The 16,099-nt window shown below is 57.6% G+C and carries 20 protein-coding genes and 1 other RNA gene; 6 read left to right on the top strand and 15 right to left on the bottom strand.

All coding sequences use genetic code 11. The features are described from left to right. Window positions 1-36: 36 nt before the first annotated feature. Entirely contained in the window at window positions 37-270 is a 234-nt protein-coding gene (locus ACR0JN_RS14750; RefSeq protein WP_480886618.1) for a sulfurtransferase TusA family protein, read from the bottom strand. Window positions 271-375: 105 nt separating this feature from the next. Here ACR0JN_RS14750 and ACR0JN_RS14755 point away from each other — a divergent pair, with 105 nt between their 5' ends. The 4 genes from ACR0JN_RS14755 to ACR0JN_RS14770 all read left to right on the top strand — a co-directional run bounded on the left by ACR0JN_RS14755 (window position 376) and on the right by ACR0JN_RS14770 (window position 4,699). Continuing rightward, complete coding sequence (locus ACR0JN_RS14755; RefSeq protein ID WP_480816952.1) at window positions 376-1,128, top strand: cytochrome c biogenesis CcdA family protein; 753 nt, start codon at window positions 376-378, stop codon at window positions 1,126-1,128. A gap of 55 nt (window positions 1,129-1,183) precedes the next feature. Continuing rightward, entirely contained in the window at window positions 1,184-2,398 is a 1,215-nt protein-coding gene (locus tag ACR0JN_RS14760) for a hypothetical protein (protein ID WP_480886620.1), read from the top strand. Continuing rightward, a complete protein-coding gene (locus ACR0JN_RS14765; protein ID WP_480886622.1) occupies window positions 2,395-3,744 on the top strand; it encodes a cytochrome P450 in 1,350 nt (449 codons plus the stop codon). The genes ACR0JN_RS14760 and ACR0JN_RS14765 overlap by 4 nt, the downstream gene beginning before the upstream one ends. A gap of 73 nt (window positions 3,745-3,817) precedes the next feature. Beyond that, on the top strand, window positions 3,818-4,699 hold the full coding sequence (locus ACR0JN_RS14770; protein ID WP_480886624.1) for a fructose bisphosphate aldolase: 882 nt from the start codon (window positions 3,818-3,820) through the stop codon (window positions 4,697-4,699). Window positions 4,700-4,725: 26 nt separating this feature from the next. Here the strand turns inward: ACR0JN_RS14770 and ACR0JN_RS14775 are convergent, their stop codons facing one another. Genes ACR0JN_RS14775 through fumC form a run of 5 tightly spaced genes read right to left on the bottom strand, consistent with a single transcriptional unit; the run spans window position 4,726 to window position 7,432 of the window. After that, window positions 4,726-5,328 (bottom strand): DNA-3-methyladenine glycosylase I, encoded by a 603-nt coding sequence (locus tag ACR0JN_RS14775; RefSeq protein WP_480886626.1) that lies wholly within the window; start codon window positions 5,326-5,328, stop codon window positions 4,726-4,728. A 7-nt stretch (window positions 5,329-5,335) separates the two neighbouring features. Beyond that, window positions 5,336-5,623: a YciI family protein gene (locus ACR0JN_RS14780; RefSeq protein WP_480886627.1), complete on the bottom strand. Its 288-nt coding sequence runs from the start codon at window positions 5,621-5,623 to the stop codon at window positions 5,336-5,338. A 14-nt stretch (window positions 5,624-5,637) separates the two neighbouring features. Then, entirely contained in the window at window positions 5,638-5,865 is a 228-nt protein-coding gene (locus ACR0JN_RS14785) for a ribbon-helix-helix domain-containing protein (protein WP_480816946.1), read from the bottom strand. Continuing rightward, window positions 5,862-6,038 (bottom strand): DUF4169 family protein, encoded by a 177-nt coding sequence (locus ACR0JN_RS14790; RefSeq protein WP_480816945.1) that lies wholly within the window; start codon window positions 6,036-6,038, stop codon window positions 5,862-5,864. Before ACR0JN_RS14790 ends, ACR0JN_RS14785 begins: the two co-directional genes overlap by 4 nt. Next, complete coding sequence (fumC, locus tag ACR0JN_RS14795; RefSeq protein WP_480816944.1) at window positions 6,035-7,432, bottom strand: class II fumarate hydratase; 1,398 nt, start codon at window positions 7,430-7,432, stop codon at window positions 6,035-6,037. The genes ACR0JN_RS14790 and fumC overlap by 4 nt, the downstream gene beginning before the upstream one ends. Before the next feature lie 279 nt (window positions 7,433-7,711). Between fumC and ACR0JN_RS14800 the strand changes: the two genes are divergently transcribed. Next, the gene (locus tag ACR0JN_RS14800) at window positions 7,712-8,203 is read left to right on the top strand and encodes a hypothetical protein (protein ID WP_480817079.1); all 492 of its coding nucleotides are present in this window, start codon (window positions 7,712-7,714) and stop codon (window positions 8,201-8,203) included. A 27-nt stretch (window positions 8,204-8,230) separates the two neighbouring features. Here ACR0JN_RS14800 and ACR0JN_RS14805 read toward each other — a convergent pair whose 3' ends face one another. From ACR0JN_RS14805 to ACR0JN_RS14845, 9 genes are all read right to left on the bottom strand, one after another. Beyond that, window positions 8,231-8,689, bottom strand: coding sequence for an SspB family protein (locus tag ACR0JN_RS14805; RefSeq protein ID WP_480816943.1), 459 nt, complete (start codon window positions 8,687-8,689; stop codon window positions 8,231-8,233). 75 nt (window positions 8,690-8,764) lie between these two features. Then, complete coding sequence (gene chrA, locus ACR0JN_RS14810; protein WP_480886632.1) at window positions 8,765-10,018, bottom strand: chromate efflux transporter; 1,254 nt, start codon at window positions 10,016-10,018, stop codon at window positions 8,765-8,767. After that, window positions 10,015-10,830: a chromate resistance protein ChrB domain-containing protein gene (locus ACR0JN_RS14815; RefSeq protein ID WP_480886634.1), complete on the bottom strand. Its 816-nt coding sequence runs from the start codon at window positions 10,828-10,830 to the stop codon at window positions 10,015-10,017. Before ACR0JN_RS14815 ends, chrA begins: the two co-directional genes overlap by 4 nt. Before the next feature lie 123 nt (window positions 10,831-10,953). Next, entirely contained in the window at window positions 10,954-11,385 is a 432-nt protein-coding gene (locus tag ACR0JN_RS14820) for an ester cyclase (RefSeq protein ID WP_480816940.1), read from the bottom strand. A gap of 100 nt (window positions 11,386-11,485) precedes the next feature. After that, window positions 11,486-11,832: a transfer-messenger RNA gene (gene ssrA / locus ACR0JN_RS14825) on the bottom strand. A gap of 36 nt (window positions 11,833-11,868) precedes the next feature. Beyond that, the gene (locus ACR0JN_RS14830; RefSeq protein WP_480886637.1) at window positions 11,869-12,231 is read right to left on the bottom strand and encodes a DUF4345 family protein; all 363 of its coding nucleotides are present in this window, start codon (window positions 12,229-12,231) and stop codon (window positions 11,869-11,871) included. 62 nt (window positions 12,232-12,293) lie between these two features. Beyond that, on the bottom strand, window positions 12,294-12,944 hold the full coding sequence (locus ACR0JN_RS14835; RefSeq protein WP_480886639.1) for a hypothetical protein: 651 nt from the start codon (window positions 12,942-12,944) through the stop codon (window positions 12,294-12,296). A 13-nt stretch (window positions 12,945-12,957) separates the two neighbouring features. Then, complete coding sequence (locus ACR0JN_RS14840) at window positions 12,958-14,358, bottom strand: selenium-binding protein SBP56-related protein (RefSeq protein WP_480886642.1); 1,401 nt, start codon at window positions 14,356-14,358, stop codon at window positions 12,958-12,960. 129 nt (window positions 14,359-14,487) lie between these two features. Further along, window positions 14,488-15,219, bottom strand: coding sequence for a FadR/GntR family transcriptional regulator (locus ACR0JN_RS14845; protein WP_480886643.1), 732 nt, complete (start codon window positions 15,217-15,219; stop codon window positions 14,488-14,490). A gap of 87 nt (window positions 15,220-15,306) precedes the next feature. On the opposite strand from ACR0JN_RS14845, the gene ACR0JN_RS14850 reads away from it, so the two are divergent. Continuing rightward, window positions 15,307-16,098: a DUF2182 domain-containing protein gene (locus ACR0JN_RS14850; RefSeq protein WP_480886645.1), complete on the top strand. Its 792-nt coding sequence runs from the start codon at window positions 15,307-15,309 to the stop codon at window positions 16,096-16,098. The last annotated feature ends 1 nt before the right edge of the window (window position 16,099 follow it).

Raw genomic sequence — 16,099 nt, forward strand, 5'->3', positions numbered from 1 at the left:
CGAGCCAGGTGCTCGCCTTTTTCTTTGCTGTCCGGGTCAGCCTGATTTCTGGATCAGATAGATTTGATGGCCCTCCGTTTCTTCCTGCGACAGAAGGCGATGGCCACTCTCAGTACAGAAATGCGGAACGTCGATGATCGCGGCGGGATCATCCGCCAGTACCCGCAGCACTGCGCCCGCAGGCATGGATTTCAGGCGTTTTCGCGCTTTCAGGACGGGCAGAGGGCACAGAAGCCCTAGTGCATCAAGTGTTTCAGTGGGATTTGACATAGGGCTCAGATATTTCCACTTTGTCGTGGTGTCCAGCGTGCAACCACGAGGATGTGACCGAATGGCCCCGTGACGCCGGGCCTTTGATACCATATGTGCTGATTTATGTTCGGAATTGATATCATCGACGCAGGCCTGTTGCCTGCCATGTTCATCGCCATGATCGGCGGGTTGATCAGCTTCCTGTCGCCCTGCGTTCTGCCCATCGTACCGCCCTATCTGGCTTACATGAGTGGCGTGACGATCAACGAGATGCAGGACGAGGCGCAAGCCCGGCGCAAGGCCACCCTGTCGGCGTTGTTCTTCGTTCTGGGTCTGTCGACCGTGTTCCTGCTGTTAGGCTTCACGGCGTCTGCCTTTGGGGCATTTGTGCTGAAAAATCAGGTGCTTTTCGCCAAGATTTCAGGCGCAGTGGTAATCGTTTTCGGCCTGCATTTTCTGGGTGTCTTCCGCATTTCGCTGCTGGACCGCGAAGCACGGGTTGAAACCGGCGACTCCGGTGGCTCGGTTTTTGGTGCCTATATCCTTGGCCTCGCCTTCGCCTTTGGCTGGACGCCGTGCATCGGTCCTCAGCTAGGTGCGATCCTGTCTCTGGCGGCGTCCGAGGCGTCGGTGGCGCGCGGAACTTTCCTGCTGGGGATCTATGCCGCTGGTCTGGGGATTCCATTCCTTCTGGCCGCGATGTTTCTGAACCGCTCGATGGCTGTGATGAACAAAATCAAGCCGTACATGGGTACCATCGAGAAAGTGATGGGCGGTCTGCTGCTGTTTGTTGGCATCATGCTGATCACGGGCCTGTTCACCGAATTCAGCTGGTGGCTGCTGGAAACATTCCCCGCGTTGGCGGTTCTGGGCTGATCCATCTTACCTTGACCTCAATGCTGCGTTAACCTGCGCAGCAGAAGGTAAGGCAATGAGCAGTCAGACAAATCAGCCTCAGGTGCGCCGACGCCGGGTGTTCTACATTCCGGGGTATGACCCGATTCATCCCCGCCGGTATCGTGAGTTGTACCGCACGGAATCGCAGGCTCAGGCAGCGATTTCCGGCTACCAGATCACCGTCTCAGCCATGCAGGGTGAGGGGCCTTATGGCTGGCATGTGGTGTCTTGCCAGGACGGGGTTGAAGTGCAGACGGATGTCGAGGTCCTTGTCTGGTCGGACATCGTGCGCGACAGCATGTCCGGGTCGATCCCTGCGACGTATCTACAACTGGCGCGCACGGCTTGGATTTACCTCTCAACCGGTACGCTGTGGCGGTTGATGCAATTGCGCAAGGGCCCGGTGATCGCAGCGCTTTACCCCGTTGGGATGCTTGTGCTGCAGCTTCTGGTCGCTTTTGCGGTCACGATCGGAATGGTCGCTGTTCTGTTGCCGTTTACGGGATGGGTCGGAGTGCTTCCGGCTCTGGCGGCCGCCTATGGGTTGCTGCATTGGTTTCGGAAGATCGACAACCGGTTGTTCGCCTATTACCTAATGCACGACTACGCCTATTCCGCGCGATTTCAGGGCGATATTTCCGATGAATTGCAGACCCGTCTGAACAGGTTCCGGGACCTGATCGTAGAGACGATGAGTGAAGATGCAGATGAGATTCTGATCGTCGGCCACAGTTCCGGCGCGCATCTTGGGGTCTCGGTGCTGGCCGATGTCATGCGGGCTGGCGGGCCCGGGAACGGTGGCCCGTCTCTGTCGTTTCTGACGCTGGGGCAGGTGGTGCCCATGGTGTCATTCCTGCCCAAGGCCGACCGCCTGCGCGAAGATCTGCGCATTCTGTCCACGCAATCGGATTTGACATGGGTCGATGTATCTGCACCGGGGGATGGCTGTGCTTTTGCGCTGTGCGATCCGGTGGCGGTCAGCGGCGTTGCCGGGCCGGAGAAGCGCTGGCCGTTGGTCCTGTCGGCGGCCTTTACCCAAACCCTGTCGCCCTCACGGTGGCAGGCCTTGCGCTGGCGGTTTTTTCGGCTGCATTTTCAGTACCTGTGCGCCTTCGACCAGCCGGGCCAGTACGACTATTTCCGCATCACCGCTGGCCCCCGAACCTTGCGCGAACGCTTTGCGGACAGCACTCCATCCCGGTCACGCATCGAAAAAGCCGTCTCCAAATACACTTCGGTCCGCGCATGAGGCCGCCGAAACCCGAACCGCGCCCCGACAAGGTTTCGCTCTGGCGTTACCTAAAGCTGTTCCGGCAAGATTTGCTCTCTGCGCAGCCCCAACGCCTGTACCGCGCGTGGATGGCCGAGTTTCGGACCCCGTTCTTCCGCTCTTTTCTGATCAATCAACCCGATCTAATCGACACGGTTTTGAAACACCGCCCGGATGATTTCCCGAAATCAGCCCGGATCAGCGAAGGCCTGCGCCCTTTGCTGGGCGAGTCGGTGTTTCTGACAAATGGCGAGACGTGGAAGCGCCAGCGGCGCATTATCGACCCGGCGTTCGAGGGTGGGCGGCTGAAAGATACCTTCCCGGCGATGCTGGCGGCCTCGCAGGCCTGCGTAGACCGATTGAGGCCGCAGGCAGGAAGTGAGATTGAGTGTGAGGAAGTGACCTCTCACGCCGCCGCCGATGTCATTTTCCGGACGCTGTTTTCCGTGCCCATTGAACACGAAATCGCCGCGCAGGTGTTTCAGAAATTCCGCGCCTATCAACGAGAACAACCCCTGTTGAACCTCGCGGCTTTTGTCCCTTTGCCTCGTTGGCTACCCCGGTTCCATTCTCGCGCCACGCGCCGCAATGCCCGAGACATTCGGGACCTGATTGGACACCTGACCAAAGACCGCGCAGCCGCCATCACAGCGGGTACAGCCCCGGACGATCTGGCGACCAAAATCATGACCCCGCCCGATCCGGTCTCGGGCCAGTGTTTTGACACGCCCGAGATGGTCGATCAGGTCGCGATCTTCTTTCTGGCTGGTCATGAGACCAGCGCGTCGGCTCTGGCCTGGACCTTGTATCTGATGGCGCTTTACCCCGATTGGCAGGAACAGGTCGCGAAAGAGGCGCAGGCGCTGAACGATCCGTCCTTCGCGGTGATGTCAAAACTCCGCATCAGCCGCGATGTATTTCGCGAGGCGCTGCGGCTCTACCCCCCGGTGCCGATGATGGTGCGCGAGGCGTCGTGCCCGGAGCGATTCCGCAACCGCGACGTGCCAAAGGGGTCTCAGATCGTGATCAGCCCATGGCATCTGCACCGGCACGAACGGCTTTGGAACAACCCCGACGCGTTCGACCCATCCCGGTGGTCGACGGAAAACGGCAAGACCTGCCAGCGAGAAGCATATATTCCTTTCTCAGCAGGTCCCCGCGTATGCACGGGCGCTGGTTTCGCCATGGTCGAAGGGCCCCTGATCCTGTCGATGCTCCTACGCCACTACAGGTTCGAAACAATCCAGGGCAAAACTCCGGTTCCGGTCGCACATCTGACGGTGCGATCAAAAGATGGCATATGGTTACGGCTGGTTGAGCGCTAACAAACTACCATCGCCGAACGACGTGCGGTATGCGGGGAAGGAAACCGGAATCATTATTGAATGGGAATAAATTATGTCCAAAGCAGAACAGCGCGCGCAGATGTCCGATGGTGCAGGGTTCATTGCAGCACTGGATCAAAGCGGCGGATCGACCCCCAAGGCGCTGGCGCTTTATGGTGTTGAAGCCTCGGATTACGGCTCGGACGCCGAGATGTTCGACGAAATCCAGAAGATGCGCGCGCGGATCATTCTGGCAGACGATTTCACCAAGGACAAAGTTATCGGCGCAATCCTGTTCGATCGCACGCTGGGTGAAGAGATCGAAGGCCGCAAGGTCGCCGACTACCTGTGGTCAGTCAAAGGTATCGTGCCGTTCCTGAAAATCGACAAAGGCCTGGAAGAGCAGGCCAATGGCGTTCAGATGATGAAGCCGATCCCAGGGCTGGCCGAGACCTTGGCCAAGGCGGATGGCGTGTTCGGCACCAAGGAACGCTCGGTGATTCATGAGGCCAACGCCGAAGGCATCGCCGCTGTGGTCGCCCAGCAGTTCGATGTCGCGCGCGAGGTTGTGGCGGCGGGCATGATCCCGATTGTCGAACCGGAAGTGAACATTCATTCGGACACCAAGGTCGAGGCCGAGAACATTCTGAAGGCCGAACTGCTAAAAAACCTCGATCAGATGGGTGAGGGGCAAGATGTCATGCTGAAACTGACCTTGCCCACGCAAGCGAACCTGTATGATGAGGTCGCCGACCACCCGCGCGTGGTGCGTGTTGTTGCGCTGTCGGGCGGCTATTCGACTGATGAGGCCTGTGATCTACTGGGGCAGAACGGCAAAATGATCGCCTCTTTCTCGCGCGCTTTGACTGAAGGGCTGGCCAAGCAGCAGTCCGAGGCGGAATTCAACGCAGCCCTCGGCGGCAATATCGACAAGATTTTCCGCGCGTCGGTTTAATTCTGGGTGCCCTTCGGGGCACCGATTTACTGTGGCTTTACGAAATCGCGGCGCAGTTGCGCCGCTTTTTCGCGCATCACACAACCCTCTGCATGGTCATTGACCAGACCCATCGCCTGCATGAACGCAAAAACCGTGGTGGGACCAACGAACTTCCAGCCCCGCTTTTTCAGATCCTTGGACATCGCAATCGACTCGGGCGAGGTTGATGCGGTTTGCGGCTCGGGCGGACTGTCGGCCTCATACCGCCAGACAAAGGCCGCCAAAGAGCCTTCTTGCGCGACCAGTTCCTGCGCGCGGCGGGCGTTGTTGGTCACAGCTTCGATCTTGCCGCGATGACGGATGATGCCTTTGTCCTGCAGCAGACGTTCAACATCCGCCTCAGAAAAACCAGCCATCACATTAAAATCAAACCCAGAAAACGCCTTACGAAAGTTCTCGCGCTTGGCAAGAATCGTGCGCCAGCTCAAACCGGACTGAAAGCTTTCGAGGCATAGTTTTTCGAACAGCCGCTGGTCGTCGGCCACCGGATAGCCCCATTCGGTGTCGTGATATTCAAAGAACTCCGGCGCCGACTGGCACCAGGCGCAGCGAGGTTTGCCGTCGGGGCCGGGAATGGTCTTGTTCACTTAAACCTCATTGCAAAAGGAAATTCAGGCGATCATCGGCGCGGGCAGGTTCCATTTCCAGGATTTCTGCCGCCACCACTTCGGCCACAACAAACGGATCCTGATTGACGAATTCGATCAACGCCTCGGGGTCGTCAGACGAGGCCAGAATTCCGCCGCCCACACCGTCTTTCAAGGTGCCTGCAAGCAGGAAGAAACCTTTGTCAAACCCCGCCTGTAGCCATTTTCGATGTGCCTCGACATGGTCCGAGACCTTGTCTTTGTTAGTCGAAAAGCGAAGCAGGATGATGTGCATGGATCAGACCTCTGTCAGGCGTCGCGCCTTTCGCGATACCAGTCCAGAATAAACACGCGAATGGCTGAGGCAAGACCGGTTTCTGGATCACGTTCAACATCAATTTCGGCGGCAAGGACATTGATTGGAATTTCTTTTTCCCGCGCAATCTCGCGAAAAGCGTGCCAGAACTCATCCTCAAGCGAGACCGAGGTGCGATGACCTTTGAGAGTCAGAGAACGTTTGATGGGGCGACCGCTCATTCGTCAATCTCATGCCCGTCCAGATCGTGGCGCTGTTTGTCCTGCCGAAGCTTTACGACCTGCTTTTCAGCCTTGCTTTGCCCGAACTTGACCGCATTCTGGTCCGCACGGGCCTTTTTCTCGGCCCGCGCTCTTTCTTTTCTATACCGGTTCAGATTGACCGGCTTGCTCATTTGTCCTTCGGCCCGATCATCTGCTCGGGGCGCACAACGGCGTCAAAGGTCTCTTCGTCGACAAAACCCAGAGCGATGGCTTCTTCCTTGAGGGTCGTGCCGTTCTTATGCGCGGTTTTGGCAACGGTGGTCGCGTTGTCGTAACCGATGGTCGGGGCCAGCGCCGTGACCAGCATCAGCGACTCCTTCATCAGCTTGTCGATGCGCGGCTCGTTGGCCTGAATGCCTAGCAGCATCCGCTCGGTGAAGCTGTCGGTTGCATCGCCCAGAAGTTGGATGGATTGCAACAGGTTATAGGACATCATCGGGTTGTAGACGTTCAACTGGAAGTGCCCCTGCGAGCCCGCAAACTTGATCGCCGCGTCGTTGCCCATGACATGGGCGGCAACCTGCGTCAGCGCCTCGGCCTGGGTCGGGTTAACCTTGCCGGGCATGATCGACGAGCCGGGTTCATTCTCGGGCAGGATCAGTTCACCCAGACCCGAACGCGGGCCCGAGCCTAGCAGGCGAATATCGTTGGCGATCTTGTAGCAGGAGCCAGCGATGGTCGCCAAAGCGCCCGACAGGAAGACCATCGCGTCATGAGCGGCCAGAGCTTCGAACTTATTGGGGGCGGTGACGAAGGGCAGGCCGGTGATTTCGGCCATGTTCGCCGCAACCGCCTCGTCCCAACCGTGATGCGTGTTCAGCCCCGTACCAACAGCGGTACCACCCTGCGCCAGTTCGTAAATTCCCGGCATCGCAGCTTCGACGCGGGCAATCCCCTGGCGGATCTGATGCGCATAGGCGCCAAATTCCTGCTCCAGCGTCAGGGGCGTCGCGTCCTGCGTATGAGTCCGCCCGATCTTGATGATCCCGGCAAACTCAGCCGCCTTCTGCTCCAGTCCCTCGGCCAGTTTGATCAGGCCGGGCAGCAGAACGTCCCGCACACTTGTCGCCGTGGCGATATGCATCGCGGTGGGGAAGGTGTCATTCGACGACTGCCCCATATTGCAGTGATCGTTCGGATGCACCGGGTCTTTTGAGCCGATCACGCCGCCCAGAATCTCGATCGCGCGGTTGGCGATGACCTCGTTCGAGTTCATGTTCGACTGCGTACCCGATCCGGTTTGCCAGACGACCAGAGGGAAATTGTCGTCGAATTTGCCTTCGATCACCTCACCAGCGGCCTGAATGATGGCGTCCGCGATCCGTGCGTCTAGCTTGCCGATGGACTTGTTTTCCATCGCGCAAGCCTTTTTGATCACGCCCAGCGCACGCACGATGGCGACAGGCTGTTTTTCCCAGCCGATGGGGAAATTCATGATCGAACGCTGCGTTTGCGCGCCCCAATACTTGTCGGCGGGAACGTCCAGCGGGCCAAAGCTGTCGGTTTCGGTGCGGGTCTGAGACATCGAGTACTCCGTCTGGTATGCAGTTGTATGCCGTTTACCCGCAGCAAGGCTGTGGCGCAATCGGCCAGTTGCGCGCACCTTAAACTCACTGTTGGCAAAGGTATAGGCGCACGGGCGTGTCAATTTTGTTGTTACCGAGCGGGATTGCGCCATTGTGCCCTGAACGCGCTTGGCTACAATGGAACTGCAGCCGGCGCGGAGGACGAAATGCCAGTATCTGAACGGATAGCCCTTTGGAAAGTTTTCGTAATTTCCGCCGGAGTCGTGCTCTGGCTCACGATGCAAAGCGCGGCGGTTCGGGCCGCAGAAATCACGCCATTTGTTGGCGACTATGTCGGCTCAGCCGAGGTTGTTGATGCCGACGGAACTGCGACCCCAAGGGACATGAGCGTTTCGATCCACGAGACCAATCGCGGTTTCAATGTCAGTTGGAAAACGACGACCTATAAACTGGACGGACGGGTGAAAGAACAGGCGTTCTCGGTCGATTTTCTGCCTTCGGATCGTCCGGATGTGTTTTCGGCGGCCATGAAGCGGAATGTCTTCGGGCATGAGGTTCCTTTAGACCCCATGAAAGGCGAACCCTTTGTCTGGGGGCGCATTGACGGCCAAACTCTGACAGTGTTTTCCTTGTTCATTGACGAATACGGCGGTTACGAATTGCAGCAATTCGACCGGACCATTGCGGAAGGAGGGCTGAATCTGTCCTTCTCAAGGTTCATAGACGGAGAAAAGTCCCGATCCGTTAAAACTTTCCTCAAAAAGGAATAAACACGCAAAGGGCGGATTTTCCGGGTCTTACTTTCGGAAACTGTCCAGCGAAACCACGTCCGCGTCGTGGTGCTCTTCTTCTTCCACGACCTCAATCGGTTCTTCGACGATGGGTTCTTCGTCCATCTCATCTTCTGGACTTTCGAAGCGCAAACCAAACTCGACCGACGGATCCACGAATGTCTTGATGGCCACGTAGGGAATATACAGCGGCTCGGGCGCGTCGCCGAAATTCAGCGTGATTGCGAACCCGTTCTCTCCGACCTCAAGGTTTTCGAACCAGTGCTGCATGACGATCGTCATCTCTTCCGGATAGCGCTCGCGCAACCAATCGGCGATTTCGACCCCATGTTCGCGTGTATCAAAGGTGATGAAAAAATGATGTGCGCCGGGCAGACCGGTTTCGGAAACGCCCCTCAGAACAGTCTTGATCAAACCGCGCATCGCGGTGTGCATCAGATTCCCATAATCGATGTCCTGCGACATATGTCATCCTCAAAAGTGGTGGGTTTAGCATAGGGCTTTTGTTGGGAAACGAAAGAGCACCTGTGATCGGATTGATCAGAAAAAGTGCACGGCCATTCCCGCGCAGGCCATCAGCAACAACGTGACTGCCATTCCGAATTTTAGTCGAAATATCAAGACCCCGGCGACAATTGTCAGGATCAGGGCGATGTAGTCGAGCGACCTGAAATCCGGCACGGGCACAGCGATCGGCCCCCATGCTTTTTGGGACACCGAATCGAAAAGAACATTCAGCGCGAACCACACGGACAGGTTGAGAATCACGCCGACAACGGCAGCGGTGATCCTTTGCAAAGCTGCTGACAGGCGTGGGCGGGCTGCCAAATGGTCCAGAAACGGAGCCGCGAGAAAAATCCAGAGGAAACAGGGCACGAATGTCGCCCAAAGTGCAACTGCTCCGGCAGCCAGCGCCAGCAGGGGCCCTCCGCTCATCTGCCCGGTCAGCATGGCAACGAATTGCGTGACCAAAATGAGTGGGCCGGGCGTTGTTTCCGCCAGTCCAAGCGCGTCGATCATCTGATCGGTGCTAATCCAGTTGTACTGGTCCACAACCGTCTGCGTCATATAGGCCAGCACCGCATAAGCCCCGCCAAAGATGACGACGGCGAGGCGGGCGAAAAACCAACCCAGATCAGAGAGCAGTTGCTGTCCGGTCATGCTGAGGACAAACAGGGGCCCCAACCAAAGTGGCAGCCAGATCGCGATAGTGCGCAGCGGGCGAGTCAGGCTTGGAGTGGACGAGACCGTGGCCACCGGAGCAGAGCCCCTGAAGGTTGCATAACCCCACAGGGCGGCGGTCAGGATGATCAAGGGGAAGGACAGGTTCAATAGGAAAATTGCAAGGAAAGCCAGCCCGGCGACTATGCGATGTTCGGGGCCGGTCAGCGCCTTGCGTGACAGATTTCGCAAGGCTTGCAGCACGATGACAATCACCGTTGCCTTGACCCCCAGAAAGGCCGCCTGCACCAGCGGCAGTTCTCCGAACGAGGCATACAGGGCGACGAGCGCGGCGATGATGACAGCGCCGGGCAGGACAAACAGGCTGCCTGCGATCAAACCACCGGGCACTCCACGCAGACGCCACCCGGCATAGGTGGCCAGTTGCATCGCCTCGGGTCCCGGCAGCAACATGCACAACGATAGGGCGCGCAGGTATGTCTGCTCGTCCAGCCAGGGGCGGCGCTCGACCAGTTCCTGATGCATTAGCGAGATTTGAGCGGCGGGCCCGCCAAAGGACAGCAGCCCAATGCGGCCAAAAACGCGGAGCATCTCGGAAAATGTTGGTTTCATGACCGATGGCCCGTCGGCCAGTCGTGATTTTCGTTGAACCCGTCACGCGCCCAGCGGTAGAGGGCATCGTAGAGGTGCATCCCGGCCTCAAGGTTTTCGTGATCGTCACGATACTGGCGCGACAACCCGACGGATACGGCCAGTAGCCCCGCCGCTTCGGGCGCGAGGTCATGGCGGTTCGTATCCGCCGCTCGGATCACCTTGGCCAACCGGTCCAAAGGCTCGGACCGTAGATGGAACTCATCCAGCATGGTGTCGAAAGTGCAGGCTTCGCCCCGGTGGCTCCAGAAGGCGTTTTCGACGTCAAAAGGCGTCGCGCCGAATTTGTCCGCGACGTTTTTGACCTCGGTCGGAGCGACAAATAGAAACCGGGCGTTGGGGTCAACAAAGCGCCGGATCAGCCAGGGGCAGGCGATTCGGTCGATCTTGGGCCGGTGGCGCGTAACCCACAGTGTTTGGCCATCAACAGGGTCGGGCAGAGCAGAGGCCGGGACCCGCAAAGCGCCGGGAAGGTCCCGCCATGCGAACATGCCGCCCTCAAGATATTCCGCCTTATGCCCTTCGCTGCGTAACCAGGACACCAAACCCTGACCCAGCTTCTTGCCCTTCTGGCAAACAATCACCGAGGGGCCACCGGCCACACGTTGGACAAGCCCCGGAATGTCTGCAGCAGGATGCCGAACCGATCCGGGGATCAGGAACGGGTCGGCGTCAAAGTCCGGGTCCAGACACACATCCACAAGCGTTGGCGACTGGGGCGTTCCGATCAAACGCATCAACTGCTTTGGGGAAATAGAGTTAGGCGATGCCATGGCATGTCTCCTGTCAAAACGGATACACGCGAAACTTGGGCTGTCGCCTCACGGGGCGTTCGCAATTTTACCCCATGATCCTTGCTAGCGCGCGAAGGCCCCAAGGGTCAAGATTTCATGGCGTCAAACCCAATCCAGCCTTTGCCCGGTCATGCAGACTGGCAGAGTGTCAGACGGAAACTGGCCCAGTTCTTCGAAAAACGAGATGAAGTCGAAGTGGTTATACGCCTCGACCATCTTGTTATTCTTGAAACGGGCCATGACCTGTCCCGTCACTTCAATCGGGGCACCATTATCGGCCCGGAAGGTTTTGACATTCAGAATCGCCGACACCCAATCCCCATTTTCGATAATCTTGGGCATATCCACGGTAATGTCGCCCAGAACGTGCCGAAACGCCGTGACTAGATCGCGAAAATCATCAGCCCCGACCTGCATCTCGGGGATCAGCCCCTCGGCCATGGTTTCCGGTGCAAAGTAATCCTCGATCGCGTCGGTGTTTCCTTTTTCCCAAATCTCGGAATACCACTCTCTGAGTATCTCTGAATTCGTCATCCCGGCCTCCTGTCTGTCCCGAGTGACGATGAGTGAAACAGGTGAATAAACTCTGAACGCGAACTGAGTTTTGCGGCTATTCGTCAGACATAATGTGGAAAATGCAGGTTTCTGTTGCCAGGTACCTGCGAACCCCGCCTTACGCGGCTAGGCGCAAGGGCTTAGATTTCGGTCTTGTTACTGCTTACGCAGCAACTGCAACCGGAGCACGATTGTCGTTTGCAATTGTACTGTTTTCGCCGGTAACGGTGGCAGATAGCCGAGACAAAGCTAACCCCTTTAGACGTTCGTCGATCCTATTTCGGCCCCATGATCCTCAAACGAAGGATGTTGGTGGAGCCGCCGGGTACCGCCCCCGGGTCCGATCCGCTTATTACGAGCGCGTTTATGTCCATAGTCCCGAAGGACATATCCTATATAGGTGAGGATCAGAGTGGATGCAAACTCGGAATAATCCGATCCTGCATTAGCAATAACAACGCGTTATGACGATTTATTTAGGTTCGCCGCGATCAGCCAGACGGCCAGAGCAAGCTCGATTCCACCGAATGTCAGGGCCTTGACCATCGGCGGGTTATCCAAAACCACCGATACAAAGCGGCCCAGCGCTGCACCTGCATATATGACACCCAGCATCGCGTAGGCCATCGGGTTGTTCAGCCACAACACCGCGATGCCTGTTACGACGAACAAACCACCGACCGAGGCGCGCATTTCACTCAAACCCATATTGCTGTTGGTAGGCGCAAGGTCTAGCGATGCCGCAGTCCAGGCCGGGGCGAGGAAGCCGAACAGGCCAAAACCTATGGTCAGCACTGCGGCAATCACATTCAGGGTCGTTGTCATCCTGTCCTCACATCTCGGGCGGTTTGGTTGAACCTAATGCAATGGCAGGGGAAGAAAAGTGCTTAAATCGCCGACCACAAACCCAAAACACCGACGAAAATCAAGCTGATCGCCCAAACAAGTTCCAGGTTGAACCAACTGCGCGACAAAAACTGCAACCCAAGCCAATGATAGACGGCGTAGGCGAGGATACCCCCGCCCAGGATCATCGCGGCTGTGTGTATCGCGGCGACAGCAAGCACAAGCAGGGCATTGGTTGTCATGATCTGGGAAACGGCGCGGTGCCCGGCGTCGAGCTCATCTAGGCTACACAGGCCCAGATAGATCGGAACCAGCATCAGTGCCGCACCGTGCGCCAGTGCAACCAGAAACGACCAGAGGGCCAGTTTGCTTGGGGGAATGCGGGACAAAATTCGCGGGTGGCGTCGCGTTACGGCGATGTAAAGGCCCATCGCGATGACAATTATCGCGGCTCCGATGCGGATTTCACTTTGGTAGTCGACCAGAACAGCCATCAGCGCGAAGGGTAACAGAACGCCGAGCATGGCGACGAAATGCCCACCGGCCAGTGCCGCGAGTGCGCGCCAGAGCGCCGATGGGCGCTGTTCCATAAGTGCGGAAGACACGGCCAGTGGCCAGCCCATACCGGGGTTTAGCCCGTGATAGGCACCGCTGAGAATAACGGCCAGCCAAAGGCCGGCCGTCGATGTCATCAAGAATTCCAAATCAGACCGAGGGGTAGCAGAAACTGTCGGTGGAACAGTCGCCGCCCTCTAGCCGGATCTGGTGGCTGCGGTAGCCATCAGGGAAATCGACCCAGAATTTCGGGTCCAGCGTCAGGCCACCATTCTCTCCGACATCCGCCTTGACCATGGCGGCACCGCCTTCGCCGGGATAGAACTGATCGTCCCATGTGGAATAGAGCGAGTTAGTCCAATAAACGCGCTTGCCGTCCCGGCTGATCTCAACCATCTGCGGCCCATAGCCAAAGTCTTTGCCATTGGGATGTTTGGTCTTTTTGACAATCCCGCCGATCTCGACCTTACCGGCCAACGTTGGATTCATCGGATCGGACACATCGTATTGATGCATTTCACCGGTACCCCAGCACGCAACGTAGAGGTATTTGTCGTCGAGGCTCAGATCGATATCCGTGACCAAAGGTGGAACGGCAGAGAAGCCCTTCAACAGATCGGGCAGGTCGTCCGGGTCAGCCGGGTGTGGATCAATGGTGATGGTTTTCTTGGCCTCGAACGTGCCGTCATCATTGCGCCACCACGTAAAGATCGCGCCCTGCAGATTTGTTGTATCCACGACAACACCACAGAACCCGTACTGCTTGACCGGATCATGGGCTGGGCGGATTTCAAGCGCCATCTGGTGGTTCTCGCCCAGATCGATGGTCTGGATGTTGGTCCGGTTGCGCAGGTTCCAGAAATGGATCGAATGGCCGTATTTGTTCGACAGCAGATCCTCGGCCACGATCCCGTTTTCGAACTGAGGCGGCAGCCCCCATTCGGAACTGACCATGTAATCGCGCGGCAGGTTCCACCAGAAATCGTAATGCTTGTCCTGCACACCGCGTTCGATTTCGTAGCGACCAATGATGTCGAATGTTTCGCAATCCATGATGAAGATGCCCGGAGGACCGTCGGTTCCGTCCTTTCCGCCACCACCAAGGGTGCTGACATAGATACCTTCAGGCCCGCAATGGATGGTGTGAGGGCGGGAATATCCTGTTTTCGCAAAGACTTCCTCGGGTTCGATGATCTTGTGAATCTTCGCTTCCAGAGGATTTTTCACATCGATGACGTAAATGCGGCTGGACCGGATGCCCGGAATGATCAGATACCGACGCTCAAGAAATGCATGGCCGGTCAGCGGGGAAAGGGCCGACGAACAGGCATTCCAGCCGAAATGATGAAACTCGTCTCCTTTGTTGGGCATGATAACCTGATGCACGATCTTGCCGAAGTCATCCGAAGTTGGATCGACATTCACCACTGCCAGCCCGTCGGGCTGCGAGAAGTCAGGGCTGAGCATCAGCGTGAAAGCCAGCGTCTCAGTCGGGCCCTCCATCGCCAGCTTGGCCGATGGGTAAAAGGTTGGGTCCGGTCTTTGGTTCATAACATCCTCCCGTTAGTAATTGAAATTCAATCTGTTTTGAGAGTTCCGGTCTTACCGCCGGATGTCATTCTGTCCGCTCGTACTTCCTCGGTTCTGTCGTCCTTTCGCCAGTGGCATCTTGATCTGGGATCAGGCTGGTCTGCGTTTTTGTTCCGCCACGTCCAGCGCCAGTTTTCGTGTGTAAACTTCCAATTCGATCAGGGCTGAATCGACCGCCTCGGCGTCTTGCGCTTCAAGGGCATCGGCAATCCTTGTGTGAAATGCGATGATTTCCTCGCGTGAGCGGGCGGTGAATGTGATCATGTTCATCAGGGGCTGCATCGCCTCGACAGCGCCCGCCAACTGGTAGGACAGAACCGGGTTGCCCGCGCCATCGACCAGTGCACGGTGAAAGGTGACGTCTGACGCGCAAAAGGCTTCATCCGTCAGGCCGGGTTGCGCTTGCCGGAAAATCTCGGCCCGCATGGTGGCCAGTTGGTCCGCAGTCCGTCGCTGCGCCGACAATGGCGCACAGGCGCGTTCAAGCGCGTACCGCGCCTCGCACGCGGTGTCGAAGCTGACCGCGTTCATGGACACCAACAGGGTCGAGGTTGTAATCTGCTGGGAATAAGCGTCCTCAAAACTGAGGCGGTTCACAAAGGCGCCGCCTGTGGCCCCGCGCTGGGTGCGGATCAGCGACTGTGCCGCGAGCCGTTTCAGGGCTTCTCGGACCGTGGGGCGTGACACCTGGAACTGATCGGATAGTTCGGCCTCGGACGGCAGACGCTCGTCAACGATCAACTCACCGGACACGATGGCGCTTCTGATGGCCTGCGCAATCTGGGCGGATAAGTCAGACGGCTTCTGCGGGTCGATTTTCATCTTATTGGAACCACCAGTACGATTTTATTTGTCTGACATTTAAAAGTCTGACATTTGAAAAAGCAAGGGGTGAGTCGGGAGGATCACATGAGTCGCGCAATGCTACGCAGCGGTTTATGGCTGGGTTTCTATGCCCTGATCCTGTGGGCCTGGTGGGTCATGTTCTCGATGAGCCGGGACATGGACCTTGACTGGATCGGTCGGCCCGGGCCCATGGGCGAGGCGATGCGGGTCATGGACCCGCGCATGGACATGTATATGCCCATGGCAGAATTCGGGCCGCTTTTCTGGATGTGGGCGATCATGATGGCGGCGATGATGCTGCCGACGCTGGTGCCCACTTTGCGCAGTTACGACGATCTCATCCGCAGCGCCAACGGAACCCGGGCAGGGTGGCTGGGCGTTCTGGCAGGGTACTTTGTGGTTTGGGTCGGCTTCGCTGCTTTGATCACAGGTACCCAGCTCGTGCTTTTGTTCGGTGGCGTGGTTGACATGTTGGGGATCGCTAAGTCCCCTCTGTTTGCAGGCACGCTGCTGATTGCGGTGGGCGCGTTCCAATTCACCCGCGCGAAAGAAGTCTGCCATGGCGTGTGTCACGCCCCGATGACCTATTTCCTGGGTCGCTGGAAAACCGGCTTCACCGGTGGTTTGCGCATGGGCCTTGGTCTCGGCGCGTTTTGCGTTGGCTGCTGCTGGGGATTCATGGCGCTTGGTTTTGTAGGCGGTGTCATGAGCCTGTTGTGGATGGGTCTGGCGACCCTGTTAATGGTTTTGGAAAAGCTTCCCCAGATTGGCCATGTCATAACCCGGCCAATGGGGTTTCTGTTGATTGCAGGCGGACTGGCGCTGTTCGTCTATCACTTTGCATACGGAGGATAAG

This window comes from Ruegeria sp. G12 (assembly GCF_056533565.1).

Coding starts and splice junctions, on each gene's coding strand:
- ACR0JN_RS14750 (WP_480886618.1), bottom strand. CDS start 270: ATGTCAAATCCCACTGAAACACTTGATGCACTAGGGCTTCTGTGCCCT.
- ACR0JN_RS14755 (WP_480816952.1), top strand. CDS start 376: ATGTTCGGAATTGATATCATCGACGCAGGCCTGTTGCCTGCCATGTTC.
- ACR0JN_RS14760 (WP_480886620.1), top strand. CDS start 1,184: ATGAGCAGTCAGACAAATCAGCCTCAGGTGCGCCGACGCCGGGTGTTC.
- ACR0JN_RS14765 (WP_480886622.1), top strand. CDS start 2,395: ATGAGGCCGCCGAAACCCGAACCGCGCCCCGACAAGGTTTCGCTCTGG.
- ACR0JN_RS14770 (WP_480886624.1), top strand. CDS start 3,818: ATGTCCAAAGCAGAACAGCGCGCGCAGATGTCCGATGGTGCAGGGTTC.
- ACR0JN_RS14780 (WP_480886627.1), bottom strand. CDS start 5,623: ATGCACATCATCCTGCTTCGCTTTTCGACTAACAAAGACAAGGTCTCG.
- ACR0JN_RS14785 (WP_480816946.1), bottom strand. CDS start 5,865: ATGAGCGGTCGCCCCATCAAACGTTCTCTGACTCTCAAAGGTCATCGC.
- ACR0JN_RS14790 (WP_480816945.1), bottom strand. CDS start 6,038: ATGAGCAAGCCGGTCAATCTGAACCGGTATAGAAAAGAAAGAGCGCGG.
- fumC (WP_480816944.1), bottom strand. CDS start 7,432: ATGTCTCAGACCCGCACCGAAACCGACAGCTTTGGCCCGCTGGACGTT.
- ACR0JN_RS14800 (WP_480817079.1), top strand. CDS start 7,712: ATGCAAAGCGCGGCGGTTCGGGCCGCAGAAATCACGCCATTTGTTGGC.
- ACR0JN_RS14805 (WP_480816943.1), bottom strand. CDS start 8,689: ATGTCGCAGGACATCGATTATGGGAATCTGATGCACACCGCGATGCGC.
- chrA (WP_480886632.1), bottom strand. CDS start 10,018: ATGAAACCAACATTTTCCGAGATGCTCCGCGTTTTTGGCCGCATTGGG.
- ACR0JN_RS14815 (WP_480886634.1), bottom strand. CDS start 10,830: ATGGCATCGCCTAACTCTATTTCCCCAAAGCAGTTGATGCGTTTGATC.
- ACR0JN_RS14820 (WP_480816940.1), bottom strand. CDS start 11,385: ATGACGAATTCAGAGATACTCAGAGAGTGGTATTCCGAGATTTGGGAA.
- ACR0JN_RS14830 (WP_480886637.1), bottom strand. CDS start 12,231: ATGACAACGACCCTGAATGTGATTGCCGCAGTGCTGACCATAGGTTTT.
- ACR0JN_RS14835 (WP_480886639.1), bottom strand. CDS start 12,944: ATGACATCGACGGCCGGCCTTTGGCTGGCCGTTATTCTCAGCGGTGCC.
- ACR0JN_RS14840 (WP_480886642.1), bottom strand. CDS start 14,358: ATGAACCAAAGACCGGACCCAACCTTTTACCCATCGGCCAAGCTGGCG.
- ACR0JN_RS14845 (WP_480886643.1), bottom strand. CDS start 15,219: ATGAAAATCGACCCGCAGAAGCCGTCTGACTTATCCGCCCAGATTGCG.
- ACR0JN_RS14850 (WP_480886645.1), top strand. CDS start 15,307: ATGAGTCGCGCAATGCTACGCAGCGGTTTATGGCTGGGTTTCTATGCC.